This window comes from Rhizobium rhizogenes NBRC 13257, assembly GCF_000696095.1.
Lineage (GTDB): Bacteria > Pseudomonadota > Alphaproteobacteria > Rhizobiales > Rhizobiaceae > Rhizobium > Rhizobium rhizogenes.
In genome coordinates, this window is the sequence record NZ_BAYX01000005.1 from 457,167 (window position 1) to 479,293 (window position 22,127).

Here is a 22,127-nt window from a genome sequence, read left to right on the forward strand (position 1 = left end):
ATTCGGAGCTCAAATGCTGGTCCGGATCGAGGGCCTCGTTTCGATAATCGGTGTCGTCAATACTCTGTCGGCACCGCATATACTTCGGCGGATGGGTCCGCGAGGAACGAGCGTACCGTCGGCGGCAGCTGCCGTGACGATAGCGGCAGCGGCCCGCAGCGCGACAGAAGTTCGCGCAGATCAGGCTCGACGCCGACATGCCGCCAGATCATCCGTGAAGCATAGGGGAGGTTTTCCTTTCGCCAGGAGACGCCCATGGTCGTTCCGCGCAAATAAACCCGCTGGTGCTCGTCGAATGGCAGGAGGATCGTCTGCGACAACATGGAATTCGGACCGATAACACGCTCCGTAATGAAGATTCGGTTCCTGTAGAACGCCGCCAAACCCACATATTTTGAAAACTGTTGGATGCCGTTTCCAGGATCCCGAAGCCGCTCCATTGACTTGACGCGCACCAACCCACCCTGCTCGCTAAGGCGACTGCACGAACATACGACCATGCCCGGCCAAGACGGCGAACGATGATAGGTCTGGAAATAGCCGATATGGCGCCTCAAGGCATGAAGATTTCCCGGAAACGCCTTGAAAAGTTCGGAACCTTCATTGAGCCCGACGGACGGGCCGCGAAGCCGCACGCGAAAAAGCTTGGGAGCGAGAAGGAAATCCGCTGCATCGAGATCAAAATAGGCGGCAATACGCGCCAGGTTATGCGCAGACGGCCTCGTTTCGCCGTTGATGTATCGATTGAACTGCTGCCGATTGATATCAATTGCACGGCATACATGCGAAATGGAACGCTGCGTGGCACATGCAATCTTCAGGTTTTCGACCAGGTGAGGCATCGGTAGCTCCGTCTTGATTACGCTAGCGTAAACTCGCGTAAAAATGCGTCAAGTCGCGAAATTGCGTGAGCGTGGCCGACCTCTACGTTCCCTCTTACAAAATTGAAAAAAGGGAACTGCAATGACGCATCAAAAAGATCAACTTTCGGATCTGAAAATCGGCCGCCGTCGCTTTCTCGGCGGTGCCGTCGCCCTCGGCGCTTTGCCGGGCCTCACCTCAGGCTTCTTGATGCCGCGTGACGCTCGCGCTCAGGAAACAAAACGTGGTGGCCATCTGAAGCTCGGCCTCAAGGGTGGTGCCACCAGCGACGCACTCGATCCGGCGACTTACAGCGCATCCGTGTTGTTCGTCATTGGTCGGCTCTGGGGCGATACGCTTGTCGAGTCCGATCCCAAGACCGGCGCGCCCTTGCCGTCACTGGCATCATCCTGGACGCCATCGGCGGACGCATCCGTCTGGACTTTCAAGATCCGGGACGATGTGCAGTTTCACGACGGCAGCAAGATGACCGTCGCCGACATCATCGCGACTCTGAAGCGGCATGCGGACAAAAATTCTCAGTCGGGCGCTCTCGGGCTGATGGCCTCTATCACCGGCATTGAGGAAAAGGCTGGTGACCTTGTCCTGACGCTCTCGGAGGGCAATGCGGACCTGCCTCTCCTTCTGACCGACTACCACCTGATCATCCAGCCGAAGGGTGGCGTTGAAAAGCCAGCGGCAGCTGTCGGCACCGGCCCTTACGTTTTGAAAAGCTTCGAACCCGGCGTTCGCGCCAGCTTTGAGAAGAATTCGAAGGATTGGCGCTCCGACCGCGGCTTTGTCGACAGCGTGGAAATACTCGTCATCAACGATAACACCGCTCGCATCGCCGCCCTTGCCTCCGGTCAGGTTCATTTCGTCAACAATGTCGATCCGAAGACGGTCCCGATGCTGAAGCGAGCACCGAATGTCGATATTGTCCGAAATGCCGGCAAGGGTTTCTATTCCTTTCTGATGCACTGCGACACGGCGCCTTTCGACAACAGCGATCTTCGGCTTGCGCTGAAATATGCCATCGACCGACAGTCGATCCTGGATAAGGTGCTGGGCGGCTACGGAACGATCGGCAATGACTATCCGGTCAATTCCAACTACGCCCTGGCGCCGACCGACATCGAGCAGCGTCCCTATGATCCCGACAAAGCCGCCTTCCACTTCAAGAAATCGGGCCTCGATCGCCCAATTCAGTTGCTCACATCCGATGCAGCCTTTCCGGGCGCCGTGGATGCGGCGATCCTGTTCCAGGACAGTGCACGCAAGGCCGGCATCACACTTGATGTAAAGCGCGAACCGGAAGACGGCTACTGGACCAACGTCTGGAACAAGCAGCCTTTCTGTGCCTCTTTCTGGGGCGGCCGTCCGACACAGGATTCGCGCTATTCCACCTCCTATCTATCGACCGCCGAGTGGAACGACACGCGTTTCAAGCGCCCCGACTTCGACAAGATGGTGCTGCAGGCAAGGTCGGAACTCGATGAGACAAAACGCAAAGCGCTTTATCGGCAACTGGCTCTGATGGTGCGAGATGACGGAGGCCTGATCCTGCCGGTCTTCAACGATTACATCATGGCCGCCTCGAAGACGGTGAAGGGATATGTCGATGACATCGGCAATGATATGTCCAACGGCTACATCGGCAGCCGTGTATGGTTTGATGCTTAAACGTCTTCGGGATAAATGATCATGGCTGAGCGCAGCTTTACCACCATCGAAAACCAATGGATCACCCTCAAGGACGGCACGCAGCTGGCAGCGCGCATCTGGATGCCGGACAATGCGGAGAGCGATCCCGTTCCCGCCGTCTTCGAGTTCCTGCCCTATCGCAAACGGGACGGAACGAGCCCTCGGGATGAATCGACCTACCCGGTCTTCGCAGCTGCCGGCATTGCCGGCGTGCGTGTCGACATAAGAGGCTCCGGCGAATCTGACGGCATCATCGATGGCGAATATACCGAGCTCGAGCTTGCTAATGCCTGCGAGCTGATCGCCTGGATCGCCGCACAGCCCTGGTCGAATGGCTCCGTCGGCATGATGGGCATCTCATGGGGCGGCTTCAATTGCCTGCAGGTCGCGGCCCTGAAGCCGCCGGCGCTGAAGGCTGTCATATCGATCGCCTCCACGGTCGATCGCTATAACGACGACATCCACTACAAGGACGGCTGCCATCTCTCGGCGCAGCTTTCATGGGCCGCTACCATGCTCGCATATCAGTCCCGCTCGCCCGATCCCGAGATCGTCGGCGACCGCTGGAAGGAGATGTGGCTGGAGCGACTGGAGAACGAGCCTTTCTTCATGGAGGAATGGCTGCAGCACCAGCGTCGTGACGACTATTGGCGGCATGGCTCGATCTGCGAGAATTTCGCCGAATTCGATGTGCCTTCCCTCGTCATTGCCGGCTGGGCGGATGGCTATCGCAACACGCCGCTCAAGGCGGTCGAAGGCCTTGGCGACAAGGCGAAGGCGCTCATCGGTCCGTGGGTGCATAAATATCCGCATTTTGCCTGGCCGAAGCCGCGCACCGATTTTCACGGCGAGGCGATCACCTGGTGGAACCGCTGGCTGCGCGGAGAGCAGAATGGCGCGGAGAGCATCCCACCGGTGCGCGCCTATATTCTCGACGCCATCAAGCCGGCACCGCGCCGCGATTTCGATCCGGGCTTCTGGATCGCCAAGCGCGAATGGCAACAGCCGGAGATGCAATGCTTCTATGTCGAACAATTCGGCGCGCTGATGGAAGGCATGCCGATCCCGCATGCGCCGGAGCATCCCGTCTATCTGCGCTCGCCGCTCGACACCGGCACGGCTTCCGGCGAATGGTTCACGCTGAAGCCGGACGCCGAAATGGCGATCGATCAGCGAAGTGACGATGCCGGCTCGCTGACGTTCCAGACTGCGCCGCTGACCGTCGATCATGACTATCTCGGGCGTCCGGTCATCACCCTCTCGCTGCGCTGTGATGCGGAGATCGCCAATCTCTGCGCACGGCTTGTCGACGTGCATCCGGACGGCACAGCGACGCGTGTCTCCTTCGGCGTGCTCAATCTTGCCCATCGCGACGGCAATGCCGAACCGAAACCCCTGCAGAAGGGTGAGCCCACCACGGTGACGCTGACGCTGGATGCCTGCGGCTATCGTTTCCGTAAGGGGCATCGCATCCACCTGTCGCTGTCGACAGCCTACTGGCCGATGGTCCTGCCATCCCCGGAAGACCCGGGCCTGACGATCGACATTGCCTCGCTTGGTCTCGCTCTGCCGAAGCTCGGCGAACACGACGTCATCGATATCAAGCAGCCTGACAATCCCGACCCGCTGCCGAAATATATCGAACACGCGCCGGGTTCGACCAAGCGCCAGGTCCTGCGCGATCTCGCCGCCAACAAGACCCATTATGAAATCCGCGAGGATACCGGCCTTTTCGAGCATCCGGGCACCGGCCTCTCCACCCGCCAGTTGCGCGACGAAGTCTGGTCCATCGCGCCGAACGATCCGCTGTCGATGAGCGGCACCTCGACCTGGACATGCGACATGCAGCGGCCAGGATGGTTCGTCCGCACGCTATCCACGTCAAAGATTTCCTGCACGGCGACAGACTGGATCATCAGCGCCTCCGTCACCGCCTTCGAAGGCGAGACGCAGATCTTCAAGAAGGTCTTCGAGGAGAAGCGTATTCCCCGCGATCTGATGTGATCAATTCGATCCGGCAAACCGGCTGACGGCGTCGCATATGGCGCGGAAGCCGGTGCGCGCGCCATCGCTCATGTGGCGCGCGCGCAGCCAGGCATGCAACATTTGCGGCTCCTCGCTGAACCAAACTTCGACACCTGCCTGCGCCAGCTTTGCCGCATAGTTGCGGCCATCGTCGCGCAGCGGGTCGAAATAGGCGACGGTGATGAATGTCGGCGGCAGGCCGGCGAAAGAAGACTGGGCGAGTGCCCCGGCGACAGGGTCGCCAGCCGGAGCCTGCAATACGCTGCGATAATAATTGACATCAGCAGTCGTCAGCCCCGGCGCGTTGGCCATTTCTTCATAGGAACCGGAGACCAGATCGCCGCCAAGCGCCGGATAGATCAGGACTTGCCCAGCAATGCCGGAAAGCCCTTCACCCTTTGCCCGGACAGCCAGCCCCGCCGCCAGATTACCGCCGGCGCTATCGCCGATCAGCACGATGGTCTTCCCCTCGGCGATCAGGTGCTTGAGGACGGCAAAACAATCATCCGTCTGTGCCGGCCAGCGGTGTTCCGGCGCAAGACGATAGTCCACGGATATCAGTTCAGCTCCCGCATGATCGGCAATCTCGGCGCAGATTGCGTGATGGCTCTCGAGCGAACCGACCACAAAGCCGCCGCCGTGAAGATAGAGCAGGCATGTCGAGGTTCTGACCGTCCTCGGATGATAATGCCGGACCGGGATCCTGCCCATCACCAGCTTGTCTTCGATATGCATGCCATCAGGCAGCGGTCGATCGAACTGGCGGCAAAGAGCATCATACCACGCTCGCTGCTGCTCTATGGAGGCCGTCACCGCATCCGGCGGATAGAAGGAATCGCAAATCTCCATGAATTGCAGAATACCCGCTTCGGTCGGCATCGGGCTGGAACTCATGGAATGTCCTCGACAAAAGGGCTCACTGTGCAACACACAGTAACGTCAACATAGCAGCGATCACAATCTCGGATCAGGCAGCACGCCGTAGATTTCCAGCATAAACGCGAGTAGCCCCAAGACATTCCCGTGTATCGGTCCAGGTATCACGGGATGGCGCGACGAGCGTGCTCACGATCCGGCACCGCATCTAGCGCTGCTTCGCGTTGCGCATTCTTCTTCGTGGAAGATGCCGACAGCCAGACGCCCACAATAATCAAGGCGGCGCCTGTGAGGGTGACAACCGTCGCGCCGGAAACTGGCCTGTCGAAACTGTCGATGACGACGCTTGCCAGCATCTGCGCGGCCACCACAAGGCTGGTGGTCTTGCTCGCCCCCAACCTCGGAATGACATGGCTGTTCAATGCGACAAAGATGACGCCCAATACACCTCCGAGCCAAGCATTCGCCGGCACACCCGTCCCCACCGCAAAATCGCTCCTGTAGAATAGGCCAATCAGCAGCGAGAGGAAAATGAAGCCGATGGCATGGTTCCAGAGCGATGTCCTGAGCGGCCCAACCTTCTTGCCGAGATGTCCATTGATCGCACGGCTCGTGCCGATCAAAATGCCGTTGAGCAGGGCAAGCGAGACAAACAAAAGCATCGCTCAGCTCCGCGCCAGAATGATGACGATGCTTCCGCACAACACCAGCGCGATAGCGCAGATATCGCGGCGATCCGGCAAGGTACGCCGCAGCCCCAGTATCCCGAAGGCATCCGCCGCGATGCCAAACACCATCTGACCGATCAGCATCAGCGCCAGCGTTCCGGCTAGCCCGAGAGCGCTGTTGACCGTGATGGCGGCCAGCAACACGGTGAAGGCCCCCGGAATGCCTCCGAGATAGGCCCAGAGCGGCCACCTGCCCACCGGCCTCGCCTGTATAGTGGTCGTTCGGGCAGGCACAAGCGTCACCAGAGCAAAGCTTGCCAGCACACCGATACCATGCGCGGTCCACGAGGCGAAAAGCGGCGAGCTATGACGTGCCAGCAAGCTGTTCCAGTCGATCATGACGGCCAGCACGATGCCGGCTATCAGCGCCAACGTAACATTCCATCCGTTCGCCCTACGCATGGCGCAAGTTCCGCCAGCAGGGGAACGGACGCAAACGGCGCGACACCGGTTGATGAGCACTCAAGTAGCTTCGGATAACAATAAACTGAATCATAAGGCAATTATCGCCTTTGCGCGCGCTGGTGAAAGGCGCTGACTTTCCGGTCCATGCGGACTATTCTGTCCGCAATGGAGTTTTGACCCATGGAAAATTTCAGCGGACTGAAGGTCTTCGTTCGGGTGGCCGAAACGCGCAGCTTCGTCGATGCCGGCCGGCAGCTTGGCCTTTCTGCCTCGGCTATCGGCAAATCCGTCGCGCGGCTTGAAGAGCGCCTTGGCGTGCGTCTCTTTCACCGAAGCACCCATAGCGTCAACCTGACGCCGGAAGGGGCGATCTTCCTCGAACGATGCCGCCGCATTCTTGCAGAAATGGAGCTTGCCACGCAGGAGATGCAGCAGGCACGGATGGTGGTGCGCGGCACGATACGTGTCAGCCTGCCGACCTGGGCCGTGACATTCATGCCAGTCTTTGCCCGCTTCATGCAGATCTATCCGCAAGCACGGCTGGAACTCGACCTGACCGACCGATTGGTTGATGTCATCGATGAAGGCTACGATCTCGTGATCCGCACTGGGGACATGCGCGATTCCCGGCTGATGAGCCGCACGGTCGGGCACTTCCGGCACACGATCGTGGCGTCCCCCGCCTATCTCGCCGCCCACGGCATTCCGCAGCGCCCCGAGGATCTGCTGCAACATCTCTGCTTGCACCGCCGGCACCCGGAAACCGGCAGGATCGACACATGGCCGCTTGCCGAGGAAGGCGCGGATATCGAACTCGATCTCCCGATCACGGCGGTCGTCAATACGGTCGAGGCCAGAATAGAATTGGCGGAGCAAGGCGTCGGCATTGCCTGCGTTCCTTCGATGTCCGTCTCCACGCAAATCCAGGGCGGTCGGCTCGTGCCATTATTGCAGGACTGCGTGAGGGAAGCGGGCGTTCTCCGCCTTTTATGGCCAGCCAGCAGCAGCCCGTCCCACAACATCAGAACCCTGGTCGATTTCATCGCCCAATCGGCAATCACGCAAAGATCCTGACGACAGAATCGCCCTCCCTAGGAGGACGATCTTAGCCGAATTGGACTGCCCGTATCGACCACGGCAGGCTTTGAGCTGTCGATTGCACCGTCCCATCCGCCGCCGAGAGCCTTGTGGAGGGAAATGTAATCCGTCGCGATCGCGGCCTTGCTCTGGATGAGAGAGCTTTCCGCGCTGTAGAGCGAGCGTTCGGCATCCAGAACATTGAGGAAGTCCGTGGCGCCGGCCTTGTTCAACTGGCGCGAAAGGTCCGCGGCCGTGCGATAGGAGGAAGCCGAGGAAACGAGTTTGGCGTTCTTGATCTTCTCCTGCGTCAGCGAGACGATGGCATTCTCGACATCCTGCATGGCAGTCAGAACAGCCGCCTGGTAGGCGATATAATATTGGTCACGCTCGGCTTTGGCGACATCGACGGCTGCCTTCAGCTGGCCGCCCTGGAAGATCGGCACGGTCAGCGTCGGCCCGAAGGCCCAGCCGATAGTCGACTTGCGGCCGAGATCGGCGAGATCGGTTGCCGACGACGTTATGCTGCCGGTGAGAGAGATCGACGGATAACGGTTCGCCTCGGCCACGCCGATTTTCGCAGTGTATTGCGCGAGTTGACGCTCGGCGAGCCGAACGTCCGGTCGCGATGTCAGTATGTTGGCGGGGATGCCGGTTGAGACCTTGAGCGGAGGCTGCGGGATCGCAGCTGTCGCCTTCAGGCGCTCATCCAGGGCCGCCGGCGGTTTTCCGAGCAGCACCGCGAGCTTATGCACCGACTGCGCATAGGATATTTGATAGGTCGGAATATCGGCTTCCGTGCTGCTCGCTTCGCCATTCGCATTGGCCGCGTCCACACCGGTCACTGTTCCCGCCGCGAATTCCTCCTGAGTGAGAGCGGCCGTCTTGCGTTGAGACACCGCCGTTCTCTTGGCCAGATCCCGCAGCGCCTGATATTCGCGTGCCTGCACGTAATATGTGGTGACGTCGCCCACCAGCGTAACCAGCGTGTCGCGCAGATCCTCCTCGGCGGCATCGACGCCATAGCGCGCAGCTTCCGCGGAGCGCTTGTTGCCGCCAAACAAGTCGAGTTCCCAACTCGCATCAAATCCCGGCTGGAACTCATTATAAACGCTGGCGGCTGCACCGTCAGAAGCAGCCACCCGATTACGCGTGGCAGAGGCGGTGCCTTCGACGGTCGGGAGAAGCGTGCCCTTCTGTTCCCGATAGGTGGCACGCGCTTCGCGTATCTTCGCCTTGGCCGTCGCGACATCGAGGTTCGTCTGCACGGCCTCCTCGATCAACGCGTTCAAGGTCGGATCGCGAAACTGCTTCCACCATTCCGTGAGATTGGGCGAGGTCGCAGTCTTCGACGATGCCTGCCCGCTCCAACGGCTTGGCAAGGCTACGTTCGGCTTTTCGTAGTCCGGTCCGACAACGCAGCTCGTGAGGATCGTCGTGCAGCAGAGTACCGCTGCCAGTGGAATAAACTTCGATGTCCGGCGCGCTGGGCGCGCATGCTGCGTCGAATGAAGGACTGACATGAAATCCCTTTTCTATGAAAATGATGACTGAAGGAGACGGAAAGCCGAGATCTCCCTCAGCTTCCCGGATCGAGTTTCGCGTCCACCGTCGCCTGCACCTTGCCCTTGAAGATGCGGCGGACGGAGACGAAGAGCAGCGGGATGAAGAAGACGCCGAGCACGGTCGCCGAGATCATGCCGCCCATGACGCCGATGCCGATCGAGTTCTGGCTGCCCGAGCCCGCACCATTGGCGATCGCCAGCGGCATGACGCCGAGGATGAAGGCGAGCGAGGTCATCAGGATCGGCCGCAGACGCTGCCTCGATGCCTCCAGCGTCGCGTCGATCAGGTTCTTGCCGCTGTTCTGCTGCTCGATGGCGAACTCGACGATCAGGATGGCGTTCTTGGCCGCCAGTCCTATGGTCGTCAGCAGGCCGACCTTGAAGTAGACGTCGTTCGACTGGCCGAAGATGGTCGCGGCCAACAGCGCACCGAAGATGCCGATCGGCACCGACAGCATGACGGCAAGGGGATCGACCAGCTTTCGTAGAGAGCGGCGAGCGCCAGGAAGACGACGAGGATCGAGATGGCATAGAGCTGGCTTGCCTGATTGCCGGAGAGCTTTTCCTGGGCCGACAGGCTGGTCCATTCATGGCTGAAGCCGGGGGCAGGGTCGCCATGATTTGGTCGATCTCGTTCATGGCATCGCCGGAGGAGACGCCGGGAGCGGCAGCCCCCTGAATTTCGACGGCAGACGAGCCGTTATAGCGTTCCAGACGCGGCGAGCCATAGGTCCATTCGCCGCTGGAGAAGGCCGAGAATGGCACCATGTCGCCACCGGAGTTGCGGATATACCAGCGATCCAGATCTTCCGGCTGCATCCGGGAGCCCTCATTCCCCTGCACATAGACCTTCTTGACGCGGCCGCGATCGATGAAGTCGTTGACGTAGGTGCCGCCCCAGGCTGTCGACAGCGTCGTATCAATGTCGGAGAGCGTTATGTTGAGCGCACTCGCCTTTTCAGCGTCGATATTGACCGAATATTGCGGCGTATCCTCCTGGCCGTTCGGGCGGGTGCCGCTGAGCTTGGTGCTCTTGGCGGCGGCGCCCAGCAACTGGTTGCGGGCGGCGATCAAGCTGGCATGGCCGGCGCCATTGATATCCTTGATGAAGAAATCGAAACCACTGTTGTTGCCGAAGCCCGGGATCGCGGGCGGCGAAAGCGCGAAGACGCTGCCGTCCTTGATCTTCGAGAAGGCACCCATGGCGCGGCCGGCAATCGCCTGCGCCTTCGATTGCGGCGTGGTGCGCAGCGCGAAATCCTTGAGCTTGATGAAGGCGAGACCGACATTCTGGCCCTGACCGCCAAAGCCGAAGCCCGCAACCCCCATCACGCCGTCGACATAGTCCTTCTCGTTGTTGAGATAGTAGTCGGTAACCTGTCTCAACACCTTCTCGGTGCGATCGTCGGCAGCGCCGGCGGGAAGCTGGACGCTGGTGATCAGGATGCCCTGATCTTCATCCGGCAGGAACGAACTCGGCAGGCGGTTGAACAGATAGCCGACGGCTGCCGTGATCAGCACGAAGATAAGGATGAAGAGCGGCGTCCGCTTGATGATGCCGCCCACGCTGCGCTGATAGCCGCGCGTCCCTCGCTCAAAGTTGTGGTTGAACCAGCCGAAGAGACCACGTTGCTTCGATCCATGCTCGGGTTTCCTAAGGATCGTTGCGCAGAGTGCGGGCGTCAGGATGAGGGCGACAATGACGGAGAGCACCATCGCCGAGACGATCGTCACCGAGAACTGTCGATAGATGACGCCGACGGAGCCGGAGAAAAAGGCCATCGGAATGAACACGGCGGAAAGAACCGTGGCGATGCCGATCAGCGCGCCGGTAATCTCGCTCATGGATTTCAGCGTTGCCTCGCGTGGCGAAAGCCCCTCCTCTTCCATCACGCGCTCGACGTTTTCGACGACAACGATGGCGTCATCCACCAGCAGACCGATCGCCAGCACCATGCCGAACATTGTCAATGTGTTGATGGAGTATCCGAAGGCTGAGAGAATGCCGAAGGTTCCAAGCAGGACGACCGGAACAGCAAGCGTCGGGATGAGCGTCGCCCGCAGGCTCTGCAGGAAGACGAACATGACGATGAAGACGAGCACGATGGCTTCGAACAGCGTCTTGACCACGTCCTCGATCGACAGCTTGACGAAAGGTGTCGTGTCGTAGGGATAGACCACCTCGACATTGGGCGGCAGTGTTTCCTTGAGATTGTTGATCGTCGACTGTACGGCCTCGGCCGTGTCGATGGCGTTGGCGCCGGAGGCAAGCATGATCGCGAGACCGGCCGAGGGATGGCCGTTATAGATGCTTGAGCTGGTATAGCTCTCCGCACCAAGCTCAACGGTCGCGACATCGTTGAGGCGCACCAGCGAGCCATCGGACAGGCTCTTCAGAATGATATTGTTGAATTGCTCCGGCGTCTGCAGGCGGCTCTTGGCCGTCACCGTCGCATTGAGCTGCTGGCCCTTGCGTTGTGGTAGGGCACCAAGCTGACCGGCCGAGACCTGCGAGTTCTGCGCCTCGATCGCGGTGGTAACGTCGCCTATCATCAGCTGGTATTTGGCGAGCTTGTCCGGATCGACCCATATACGCATGGCATAACCCGAGCCGAAGAGCTGCGTATCCCCAACACCGGAAACACGCTTCAGCGTGTCGTTCAAAGTGCTGTTGATGTAGTCGGCGATGTCATTGGAACTGAGCTTGCCGTCGGTAGAGACGAAGCCGATGACCATCAGGAAGTTCGATGTCGATTTCGACACCGTGATGCCGGTGGTCTGGACGGTCGTCGGCAATTGCGCGGTGACGAGCTGCAGCTTGTTCTGCACCTGCATCTGCGCGACGTCGGCGTCGGCCTTGTTGGTGAAGGTCAGCGAGATCGAAGCCTGGCCCGTCGAGGTCGACGTCGACGTCATATAGTCGAGATTATCGATGCCGGTCATGCCCTGCTCGATGACCTTGGTCACCGAGTTTTCGACGGTCGCGGCATCGGCGCCGGAATAGGTTGCGGTGATACGGACCGTCGTCGGAGCAATCTGCGGATATTGCGAGATCGACAGCGTCAGGATCGACAGCGCGCCCGCAAGCATGATGACGATGGCAATGACCCAGGCAAAGATCGGCCGGTCGATGAAAAAACGAGACATCAAACCACCTCACTTCACAATTGCAGCGTTGGCGGCTTCTTTGAGCTGGCCGGACGCGCTGGAGGATGCCTGCGAGAGTTCCCCCGTCGCATCATTGACCGTGACATCGTCGACCTTCACCTCCTGGCCGTCGCGCACCCTTTGCAGCCCCTCGACAACGACCCGGTCACCGTCCTGAAGGCCCTGGTTGACCAGCCAGCTATTGCCGATGCTGCGCTGGACACTGAGAGTGCGCTGCTGCACCTTTCCATTGGCATCTATGAAGAAGGCGGTGGGCTCACCCTTGGTGTTGCGGGTGACCGCACGCTGCGGCACGAGATAGCTGTTCGGGGCGACACCCTCCGCGATTGTTGCCCGCACATACATGCCGGGCAGTAGCAGGCGGTCCGGATTGGGGAAGACCGCGCGAGCGGTAACGGTCCCCACGGTTTCGGACACGGATGCCTCGAGGAATGCGAAGGTCCCGGGCTCGGAATATTGCGATCCGTCCTCAAGCTTGAGATTGACCGAGACGTTGTCGCCGCTGGTCTTCAACCGGCCTTCGGCGACCGCGCGACGGAATGCCAGGAGGTTCGTGCTCGATTGAGTCACATCGACATTGATCGGATCGAGCTGGTTGATGGTCGCGAGCGCCGTCGTCTGCTCGGCGGTGACGAGGGCGCCGACGGTGACCGAGGAGGCATCGATGCGTCCGGAAATCGGCGCGCGGATCTTGGTGTAGTCGAGGTTGATGCGCGCTGTCTCCAGGGCGGCCTTGGCGGAAGCGACATCGGCCTTTGCCTGCGCCAGGGTGGAAAGCGCGTCATCCAGATCCTGCCTGCTGACTGCGTCCTGCGCCGTCAGGCCCTTGTAGCGATCCACTTTCGACTGGGCGCTCGGCACGGCACCCTCCGCCTTCTGCAAGCTAGCAACGGCGCTGTCGTAGGAGGCCTGGTAGGAACTCGGATCGATTTCATAGAGCACGTCGCCGGCGGCGACTTCGCTGCCTTCCTTGAAATTGCGCGCCCTTATGATCCCGCCGACCTGCGGCCGAACCTCGGCGATCAGGGAGGCCGCCGTGCGACCGGGAACTTCCGCCGTGATAGCCACCGATTGCGGATGCAGCGTCATGGCGCTGACTTCCACCTTGACCGCACCCATTGGATTCTGTGTGCTTGATTGCTCGGAGCACGACTGCAACGCGATGCCCATAGACAACAGCATAGGCAGCATCAGCGCCGACATCGGGATTTTGTTGTGAACGGCTGGAACGCAGGCGGGCCGGAGATGCGGCAAGTGGCTAAAGCGAAATTTGATACTCATAAGAGGTCTGTCCAATCGCGAATTCAACAATACAAAGGGCCGGATGGCGGGTTTGACATGGCCGTCAGCGCGATGTCCGCAGACACAGCTCCAACGCCAGCATCCGGAAAGCCGGATCAAGTTGAGCGGACCATCGCCGAGAGATGTCATCAAAGTTTGCCAACAGCGGGCAATTCGGTAATCAATTCTGTCACGGTCCGGCGGCCGTGACATTTGGTTACAATTTTGATGTTGCGGGAAACGTCCCGAAAACTTCAAAGACGCATATCAAGCGTTCCTCGGGCGGAAGCCTTTGGAAACAAAGGAACCAGCAATGCAACGAACACCCCATGTCCTCGTCGTCGACGACCACAAGGAGATCCGCGACCTCCTGGCCAAGTATCTTGCCAAGAACGGACTGCGCGTCAGCACGGCGAACGGCGGGGCGGAGATGCGCCAGCAGTTGCGGACCGCCACGATCGACCTGGTCGTCCTTGATATCATGATGCCGGGGGAGGACGGACTATCTCTATGCAGGTCGCTGCGTCAGACGAGCATGGTGCCCATCGTGCTTCTGACTGCGGTATCCGACGAAACGGACAGGATCATCGGCCTGGAGCTCGGCGCGGACGATTACGTCACCAAGCCCTTCAACCCGCGCGAACTTCTGGCACGCATCCGCGCGCTGCTTCGCCGCGCCAATGCCACCGCGTCCGTGACATCGGATCCGGACCACAAGCGTTACCGCTTCGCGAATTGGACGCTCGACGTCTCGCAGCGATCACTTGTCGATGCATCCGGCAGCGAAGCGGCGCTGGGAACCGCCGAGTTCCGTCTGCTGCTCGCCCTCGTTTCACGGCCGGGCGTCGTTCTCACCCGTAACCAGTTGCTCGATATTACCGCCGGCCGATCCGCGCAGGTTTTTGACCGCAGCATCGACAATCTCGTCAGCCGCTTGCGCCGCCGCATCGAAGACGATCCCCAGCAGCCGACGCTCATCAAGACCGTATGGGGAGACGGATACACCTTCGCCGGAACTGTCGAGGAGGTGTCGTGAAGCATTTGCGCTGGTGGATATGGCCGCAGAACTTCGCAGCGCGGCTGATCATCTCGCTTGTCGCGGCTCTCGCACTCGCGCAGGTCGCCTTGATCGTCATCCTGAACAGCCAGCAGGACGGCATTGCCGAGCGGGTCGTCCATGGCCAGACCTTGAATGTGACCGCCACCCTGGCAAAGCTCCTGGCCGCATCCCCGGTCAACGAGCAGGATCGCATTATCGAGGCGTTTCGGGCGAGGCAATTGTGCGCCGGGATCGAAACGGCCCCTGCGGTCAGCCGTGAGATGAACGCGACTGAAAAGAACCTTGCCGATCGCCTCCTCCGGCAACTCCAGGGCCTGCATTCCGACGCCCCTCGCATCGCCATCGAACAGGACATGGCTCCCTGTCTTGATCTCGCAAAGGGATCGGAGAATGCGGGGCAACCGCCTGATCCGAAGCTCCAAGCGGGTGACGATTTTCCATATCCGTCGCGGATCGTTACTGTCATCACGCAGGTGCCCCTGCCGGACGGGCGCTGGCTTGTCGTATACAATGGCATAGCTCTCCCGACCTTTTGGAGTCCGGTCGCCTTTCTCTCCCTCTTCCTATCGTCGCTGGCGGCAATCGTCGCCGTGGCAATCGCGGTCCGGTCACAGACAAAATCCCTGCGCATGCTGGCAAGCGCATCCGAGCGGTTTGGCCGTGGAGAGACATTCTCGCCCCTGAAAGTCAGTGGCCCGTCTGAAGTCGCCGCAACGATCCAGGCGTTCAACACGATGTATCAGAGATTGAGCCAGTTCATGCGCGACCGGTTGCGCCTCTTTGCCAGCATTAGCCACGACCTGCGAACGCCGTTGACGACGCTGCGGCTGAAGGCCGAGTTCATCGATAATGACGAGGTCCGGGAGGACATCGTCGCCACGATCGACGAGTTAACGACCATCTGCGAGGCCACGCTTGCCTTCACGCGGGCCGAGGTCAGCACGGAAGATACCACCCTGGTCGATCTGGCCGACCTCATCCGACAGGTTGCGGAGGAGTTTCGGCTGACCAAAGGCAATGTCCATCTGGCCGCCTTGCCGTCGCTTCCCTACCCCTGCCGCCCCGTCGCCCTGAAAAGAGCCTTGAGAAACCTGGTGGAGAACGCCATTCGCTACGGTGGCACCGCATCCGTTACCCTTAACGATGCCGACGGCGAAGTGATCATATCGGTCGAAGACGATGGACCCGGCATACCGGATGAAGAGATCGAGGACGCATTTGAGGCCTTCGTTCGCCTCGAACCCTCGCGAAGCACAGAAACGGGCGGCCTGGGGCTCGGGCTGTCGATCGCCCGCAGCATCGTCAAGGCCCACGGCGGCACCCTGTTCCTGCTGAACCGCGAAGACCACGGCCTCCGCGCCGAACTGCGCCTGCCCTCGAAATGAACGAGCCCAGCAAAAAGCCGACCGGAGCTTCCCCCGGTCGGCTATTGGAAACGCTAATATCGCTTCCTCAGTTTAGCTGCGCTTCCTGAGCACGCCGTAGACGATATTGCGGTTCTTGCCGAAGAACACGCTCGCCTCGTAATCCTGCCCATCCGTGGTCGCATGGATGATCTTCCACATGTCGGCTTCCGAACGGAGCAACAGTGCCCAGTTCATGAAGGTCTCGATGTAGCCGTCGACCAGAATGGGATACGAATAGTTGGCGAACAGGAAGACGCCACCCGGCTTCAGCATTTCCAGGCAGCGCTGTGTCAGCTTGATGGCGACCTTGTCGACCAGATAGTCATAAAGACCCGAGGCATAGACGAGATCGAACTGACCGGGGCTCGACCGCCGTGTCAGCAGGTCGCGAACAGAACCGTTGATGGCTTCGACCGCGGTTCCCTGGAAATCACGGGCAATCGTGCCGATGCTGATCGGATCCTGATCGAGAGCAACCCAGCGCTTGAGCGCCTTTTCACGCAGTGCCACGGAATGGGCCGCTTCGCGCAGATGTCCGGCAGCCACGCTGAGGACTTCCGTTTCCGATCCCCTCGCCGCCGCGACTTCATCCACATGACGCGCCAGGATGTCCCTGCGATCCCAGTTGGCGAGCGAGGACGGAGCGGTGCTGGTGTATTCGAAAAGCGCCCGGCCACGTTCGGTGGCCCTGGCGACGCTGTCCATGATGCTTTCGTGTCGATAGATGAAGTCAAGCAACGCGGCGTCGCCCGAATAGCCTCTCGGTTTATCGACGGACCACTTGGTCAGCGGATCTTCCTGAAAATACGCGGCAACCGGGTGGTTCTGGATGATCGGCACCAATTCCTGCCAAACGCGCGGATGCAGCGAATGGCGGGTTTCATGAAGCGAAAGCGTAACCCGATCGATAATCTCGGTCGGGTTATAGTCTTTCTCGAATTGCTGGCGGGCGAGTTCGAGCAACAGGGCGATTTGCCCCTTGCCGACGATCAGCTGCTCATCGAAACGGTCGCTCTTGGGTAGCTCCAGCTCGTTCGCGATTGCCGTCGGGGTAATCAGGCTATGGCCATCGAAATCTATCTTCCGTTGGTTCATGCGAGTTATCCTCTGTTAAATATGAGTAAATTATAAGTTACCGTTGATGGAACCCAGAACTTCTTCAACAGGTCGGTGTTCCACTAATTTCTATCATAATGTGAAACTTTTGATTAACCATAGGATTTCTTAAACATGCTTAACGCCGGGCATTTTCGACTTGATTTTAACGGGATATAAAAAGCGACGGCCTAATAGGTGAGAAAATGGCCGGTCTAACGCATCTTCTCAGTCCAGGGATGGATCAGCGACCGCACGATACGTTAATGGAATCCGCAGAGAAGATGCACTGCGAAGCGTAGTAGAGCGAATGGAACAGTGCATGAAGCGCATGTTTGCCAATTCGGCAGAGATCGATCTCGACAAGAGACTGCAGAGGCCGTCTCCGGCTGAGCTTCGCGAACTCTATCGACGAGACGATGAGATGGCCCGCACGGAAGCGGCGCGGCAAGGCCTATGGATTGCGGTCCTGGTCTATATACTGTTCTCGACCACGGACCTGTTGCTGATCCCGGATGTGGCGACCTATACGATCATAGCCCGTTTGACGGTAGGCGTGATTGCGCTTGCCGTCTTCGAAGGCCAGCGACACCTGAAGGTGAGTATCACATATCTCGACCGCACCAGCGCCATGGCGCTGGTCTTGGGATATGCCGTGTGGATATTCCCGGCGATCCGGACCATCCATACCGATAGCCTGTCCTATTACATGATATTCGGCGCCATCTTCATGATGGGTGCCAATCTGTTTTTCAGCTTCCGATTCCTGCTATCCGTGATCGCGTCGAGCGCCGTGCTGGCGACCTTCCTGCTGTCTTTGACGGCGTTCTGGCCGACGAATATCTATGCGCTGGCCTTCAGCACGTTCTATGTCTCCTGTTTCGTCTTCACATCCTACGTGAACTGGAAGCTGAACCACGAGCGATACAACGTCTTCCTGAACGCGCTCGAAGCGCAGCTCCAGCACAGGGAGGCCACCGAACGGGGCGAGGCTCTGCTGCGGATGTCGAATACCGACTATCTGACGGGACTCGAAAATCGCCGGGCTGTCGACCACAGGCTGAGAAACTATTGGAAAGAATGGCAGGCCAATAGCCGTGGCTTCACCGCGATCCTTGTCGATGTCGACTTTTTCAAGAAATACAACGATTTCTACGGCCATCAGGAAGGCGACCGTTGCCTTATCCATATCGCAGCGTCGATCAAGGAGGCCGTGGCGCCCCTTGGTGGCTCGATCGGCCGCTACGGTGGCGAAGAGTTCATCGTGCTCGCCCAGTTTAGCGAGAAAGAGCGGGTAGCCTATCTTGCCGAACGGATCCGCAGCACTGTCGAGCAACTGCGCCTTCTCCATGAAGAACGGCGCGACGGCACCTCGGTTGTGACTGTAAGCGTCGGCGCTGCCTTCACCAGGGAGCAGAGCGGCGCGAAACTCGAAAAGATCATCCATGAGGCCGACCGCGCCTTGTATGGCGCCAAGGCGAGCGGCCGCAACTGTACGCGCCTGTTCGACCCGAACGATCCCTACAGCAGCGATGAAAGTGAAAACATCGCGGCGCTATTGAAGATAGCTATCAATCAAAACCTTGTGTCGCTGGTCTATCAGCCGATCGAGGACGTCGCCTCCGGACGGCAGGATGTCGTCGAGGCACTCATGCGCCTCAGGACGCTTGACGGCAGCGTCATCCCTCCGAACCTCTTCATTCCGATCGCCGAACGCACCGGCATGATCATCGAACTCGGCCGCTGGGTGATACGCACGGCATGCCGCGATCTTTTGGCGGACAATCATGTCCAGATCGCCAGCATCAATGTCTCCCCCATCCAGCTCAAAATGCCGGGTTTCGCGGCAAGCGTGGCGGCGATCCTTTACGAGACGGGCGTTTCCGGCAGCAGGCTGGCTTTCGAGATCACCGAGGGCCTCGAAATGGAGATGCACTCCGACATATTGAGATGCATCAACGATCTGAAAACGCTGGGGATCAGGATCTGGCTCGACGATTTCGGCACTGGCTTCGCCGGGCTGTCATGGCTGCGCCTGATCGACTTCGACACAGTGAAGATCGACCGCTCCTTCCTCCATGGCAGTGCGACCGCGAGGGGCAAGGCCATGCTTCAGGACATTATCGGCCTCATCCGCAACCGTGGGCCTAAGATTTTGGTCGAAGGGGTGGAAACCGAAAAACAACTCGCCTTGCTGCGAGAGCTGCGCATCGACTACGCACAAGGCTATCACGTCGGGCGCCCGGCTTTGGCTCAGACCTTCCGCAACGACGCAGGAGAAGAGGTTCGCCCGTCATCGGCCGCACCATCATCATCGGCATGAGATTGCCCCCGCCTTCCTCAAACGGGTGCATGCCCGTCATCCATGCCTTCAGCTAACAATCAGAACTTGACGCTTGCGGAGAGAACCGCGCTGAAGGGTTCGCCGATCTGGTTGCCAAGATTGCTCGTTCCGATCGACGAGGTATAATAGGTCTTGTTGAAGATGTTTTTCAGATTGAGCTGCAGCGTCAGCGGCCGTTCCATCTGGAACGTATAGGCGGCGAAGGCATCCGCCACGATATAACCGGGCAGGAAATAGGCATTGGTGTTCATGCCCGCCCGCTTGCCGGCGCCGCGAAGGCCCGCGCCAACCTTCAGCGTGTTACTGCCACCGACCTCACCAAAATCATAGGCAAAGAACAGCGAACCGGTGTGACGCGGGACGTTGACCAGCTGTTTGCCGGCATAGGTCGGATCCTCGAGGACCTTGGCGTCCGTAAAGCCATAGCTGGCGATCATGCTGAGCTCGTCGGTAATCTCGCCGGCGACGTCGACCTCGACGCCGCGGGCACGAACCAAACCTGCCGTTTTGACGTAGGTTTCGCCGTCGATCACTTCCGAATAGGCAACATTCTTCTTGTCGCTGGTATAGAGCGCGACATTGGCCGTCAGCCCCTCGGCAATCTCGAACTTGCTGCCGATCTCATAGGAGATGCCCTCCTCCGGTGGCAGATTGCCATAATAGCTGGCAATCGAGGACTGCGGGCGGAAGGTCTTGGCGATATTGCCATAGAAGGAGATATCCGGCGTCAGCTTGTAGACGACGCCACCGCGCGGCACCCACTTGCCGCCATGACTGTCCGTATTGGTGATGAAGGGCCGCCCCTTGCCGGCCATCAGATCGTAATACTGATAGCGAAGGCCGCCGACGAGGATCCATTGGTCGTCGAGGTGGAGCGAATCCTGGATATAGGCCGAGGCGGTGGAGATCTGTTCCGTCTGGTCGCTGTCGGCCTTCGAGACGGTCGTGCAAGCCGGCATTTTGCCATAGACCGGATTGTAGATGTTGAAGTTCACCGATTGCCCGCAACGGATCAGGTCCGTGCGCAGCGTATCGGCGTAATCATAGGAAGTGCCGAACAGCAATTCGTTGCGCAGACCACCGATCTCGACATCGCCGCTGAGATCGGCGCGGACGGCGTGATTATAGATCGTCGAGCCCTGCGTCGCGTCGGCGCGGCGCGTGACGTTGCCGGTTGCCGCATTGTAGGCCATGACCCGGGCCTGATTGTCGGAATATTCGTTATAGCTGTAGCCGTAATCGAGGCTTAGCTTCCAGTTTTCATTCAACTCGTGCTTGACGTTGATCGCCGCAATATCCGAGCTGCCCTTGGAGATATTGTAGGGCTCGTCGAAACGGATCTTCGGATCGACATTGACGGCGTGACCGGTGTTGAGATCGAAGATCGTGCCGCGATCGAAGGGAACGCTGTAATCCTCATGCGTATAGGAGACAGTGACCTCGGTGTCCTCGCCATACCAGGAGAGCGACGGCGAGATGAGCCAGTCCTTCGTCTTGCCGAAATTGCGCCAGTAATCGACATTCTTGTATTCGCCGATCAGGCGGTAGGCGAAATCCGTGCCCTCGATCGGCCCGGTGAAGTCGAGACCCGTCGAGCCGCCGCCGAAGCTGGAAGCAGTCCCGTAGATCTCGCCGCTGAAGGTCTGCTGCGGCTTCTTGGTGATGACATTGATCATGCCGCCCGGATCGAGAATACCGTAGAGCGTCGAGGACGGGCCTTTCAGCACTTCGACCCGATCGGTGGTGGCGTTAAAGCTTCTCGGCAGCGCCGTCTTCAAGCCATTCGTCAGGATGGAACCGTCACGATTGTCGCCGAAGCCGCGGCGGATAACGGAATCCTGTGTGCCGCCGAGGGTGTTCGACTGGCTGATACCGCTGATATTGGACAGCGCATCGTCCAGCGACTGCGCCTTCTGGTCTTTCAGCACGTCCTGGCTGACGACATTGACGGCCTGCGGGATATCGATCAGCGGCGTGTCGGCGCGCGTCGCGGTGACAGTCGACACGGGTTGATACCCCTTGGTCGCGCCATCCTGGCCACCGCTCTTGACGGTAATCGGCTTCAGAACCGTGTCACCGTCGACCCTGTCATTCTTCTGGGCTGCCACGGTTTCCGGCTTTTTCGGCTGTACCACGGCATCCTGCGCCATGACCGGATAGGCAGCGCACGCGCTCAATATCAAAAAGGCCGTTCGCACATGATGGATCTTTGCGCCCGCAACCGCCGTCTGCCCCTGCTTCATTCTGCCCCCGTATCCTTGCGGATATCGTCCAATTCCAACGCCTGATGTGAAGACCCCCGTGACCGTGGGTTTGGCGGCTTATTCTTTTCTTGAATGTAGTAGTCAACTTTTAATTCGATGAATTCTTTCCGACCGGACGCGGCGGCGTTAGGCACGAATGAATGAAACACATCCATTTACTCAAGTAGATCATTCGGAAATTACATATTTTTCAGTAAGATACGGAATTTTTCTTATCTTCCGACATCATCCCCGACTGGCCTCCCAATCCGTCCTCCGCCTACTGCCG

14 protein-coding genes and 1 pseudogene are annotated in these 22,127 nt (G+C 59.4%); 6 read left to right on the forward strand and 9 right to left on the reverse strand.

Annotation, left to right across the window (positions count from 1 at the left end; translation table 11 throughout):
* Positions 1-56 precede the first annotated feature (56 nt).
* The gene (locus RRH01S_RS14055) at positions 57-842 is read right to left on the reverse strand and encodes a helix-turn-helix domain-containing protein (protein ID WP_015917671.1); all 786 of its coding nucleotides are present in this window, start codon (positions 840-842) and stop codon (positions 57-59) included.
* 121 nt (positions 843-963) lie between these two features.
* On the opposite strand from RRH01S_RS14055, the gene RRH01S_RS14060 reads away from it, so the two are divergent.
* Both RRH01S_RS14060 and RRH01S_RS14065 read left to right on the forward strand, forming a co-directional pair.
* A complete protein-coding gene (locus RRH01S_RS14060) occupies positions 964-2,544 on the forward strand; it encodes an ABC transporter substrate-binding protein (protein ID WP_015917672.1) in 1,581 nt (526 codons plus the stop codon).
* Between the two features lie 21 nt (positions 2,545-2,565).
* Positions 2,566-4,569, forward strand: coding sequence for a CocE/NonD family hydrolase (locus tag RRH01S_RS14065; protein ID WP_034516792.1), 2,004 nt, complete (start codon positions 2,566-2,568; stop codon positions 4,567-4,569).
* Here RRH01S_RS14065 and RRH01S_RS14070 read toward each other — a convergent pair whose 3' ends face one another.
* The 3 genes from RRH01S_RS14070 to RRH01S_RS14080 all read right to left on the reverse strand — a co-directional run bounded on the left by RRH01S_RS14070 (position 4,570) and on the right by RRH01S_RS14080 (position 6,596).
* Positions 4,570-5,484 carry an alpha/beta hydrolase gene (locus RRH01S_RS14070; RefSeq protein WP_015917674.1) on the reverse strand — a complete coding sequence of 305 codons (915 nt, stop codon included), beginning with the start codon at positions 5,482-5,484 and terminating at the stop codon, positions 4,570-4,572.
* A gap of 146 nt (positions 5,485-5,630) precedes the next feature.
* The gene (locus RRH01S_RS14075; RefSeq protein ID WP_015917675.1) at positions 5,631-6,128 is read right to left on the reverse strand and encodes a DMT family transporter; all 498 of its coding nucleotides are present in this window, start codon (positions 6,126-6,128) and stop codon (positions 5,631-5,633) included.
* Between the two features lie 3 nt (positions 6,129-6,131).
* Complete coding sequence (locus tag RRH01S_RS14080; protein WP_007692966.1) at positions 6,132-6,596, reverse strand: DMT family transporter; 465 nt, start codon at positions 6,594-6,596, stop codon at positions 6,132-6,134.
* A 183-nt stretch (positions 6,597-6,779) separates the two neighbouring features.
* On the opposite strand from RRH01S_RS14080, the gene RRH01S_RS14085 reads away from it, so the two are divergent.
* Positions 6,780-7,673 (forward strand): LysR family transcriptional regulator, encoded by an 894-nt coding sequence (locus tag RRH01S_RS14085; RefSeq protein WP_007692965.1) that lies wholly within the window; start codon positions 6,780-6,782, stop codon positions 7,671-7,673.
* Between the two features lie 17 nt (positions 7,674-7,690).
* Here RRH01S_RS14085 and RRH01S_RS14090 read toward each other — a convergent pair whose 3' ends face one another.
* The 3 genes and pseudogenes from RRH01S_RS14090 to RRH01S_RS14100 form a co-directional block, all read right to left on the reverse strand.
* Positions 7,691-9,199: an efflux transporter outer membrane subunit gene (locus tag RRH01S_RS14090; RefSeq protein ID WP_015917677.1), complete on the reverse strand. Its 1,509-nt coding sequence runs from the start codon at positions 9,197-9,199 to the stop codon at positions 7,691-7,693.
* Positions 9,200-9,255: 56 nt separating this feature from the next.
* Positions 9,256-12,388, reverse strand: a pseudogene (locus RRH01S_RS14095) (efflux RND transporter permease subunit).
* Positions 12,389-12,397: 9 nt separating this feature from the next.
* Positions 12,398-13,690 (reverse strand): efflux RND transporter periplasmic adaptor subunit, encoded by a 1,293-nt coding sequence (locus tag RRH01S_RS14100; RefSeq protein WP_007692962.1) that lies wholly within the window; start codon positions 13,688-13,690, stop codon positions 12,398-12,400.
* 313 nt (positions 13,691-14,003) lie between these two features.
* On the opposite strand from RRH01S_RS14100, the gene RRH01S_RS14105 reads away from it, so the two are divergent.
* Both RRH01S_RS14105 and RRH01S_RS14110 read left to right on the forward strand, forming a co-directional pair.
* Entirely contained in the window at positions 14,004-14,726 is a 723-nt protein-coding gene (locus RRH01S_RS14105; protein WP_015917680.1) for a response regulator, read from the forward strand.
* Positions 14,723-16,135, forward strand: coding sequence for an ATP-binding protein (locus tag RRH01S_RS14110; protein WP_034516197.1), 1,413 nt, complete (start codon positions 14,723-14,725; stop codon positions 16,133-16,135). The genes RRH01S_RS14105 and RRH01S_RS14110 overlap by 4 nt, the downstream gene beginning before the upstream one ends.
* Before the next feature lie 72 nt (positions 16,136-16,207).
* On the opposite strand, the gene RRH01S_RS14115 is transcribed toward RRH01S_RS14110, so the two are convergent.
* Entirely contained in the window at positions 16,208-17,251 is a 1,044-nt protein-coding gene (locus RRH01S_RS14115; RefSeq protein WP_007692959.1) for a class I SAM-dependent methyltransferase, read from the reverse strand.
* 322 nt (positions 17,252-17,573) lie between these two features.
* Here RRH01S_RS14115 and RRH01S_RS14120 point away from each other — a divergent pair, with 322 nt between their 5' ends.
* A complete protein-coding gene (locus RRH01S_RS14120; RefSeq protein WP_037220006.1) occupies positions 17,574-19,574 on the forward strand; it encodes a putative bifunctional diguanylate cyclase/phosphodiesterase in 2,001 nt (666 codons plus the stop codon).
* Positions 19,575-19,633: 59 nt separating this feature from the next.
* Here RRH01S_RS14120 and RRH01S_RS14125 read toward each other — a convergent pair whose 3' ends face one another.
* Entirely contained in the window at positions 19,634-21,838 is a 2,205-nt protein-coding gene (locus RRH01S_RS14125; protein WP_015917683.1) for a TonB-dependent siderophore receptor, read from the reverse strand.
* Positions 21,839-22,127 lie beyond the last annotated feature (289 nt).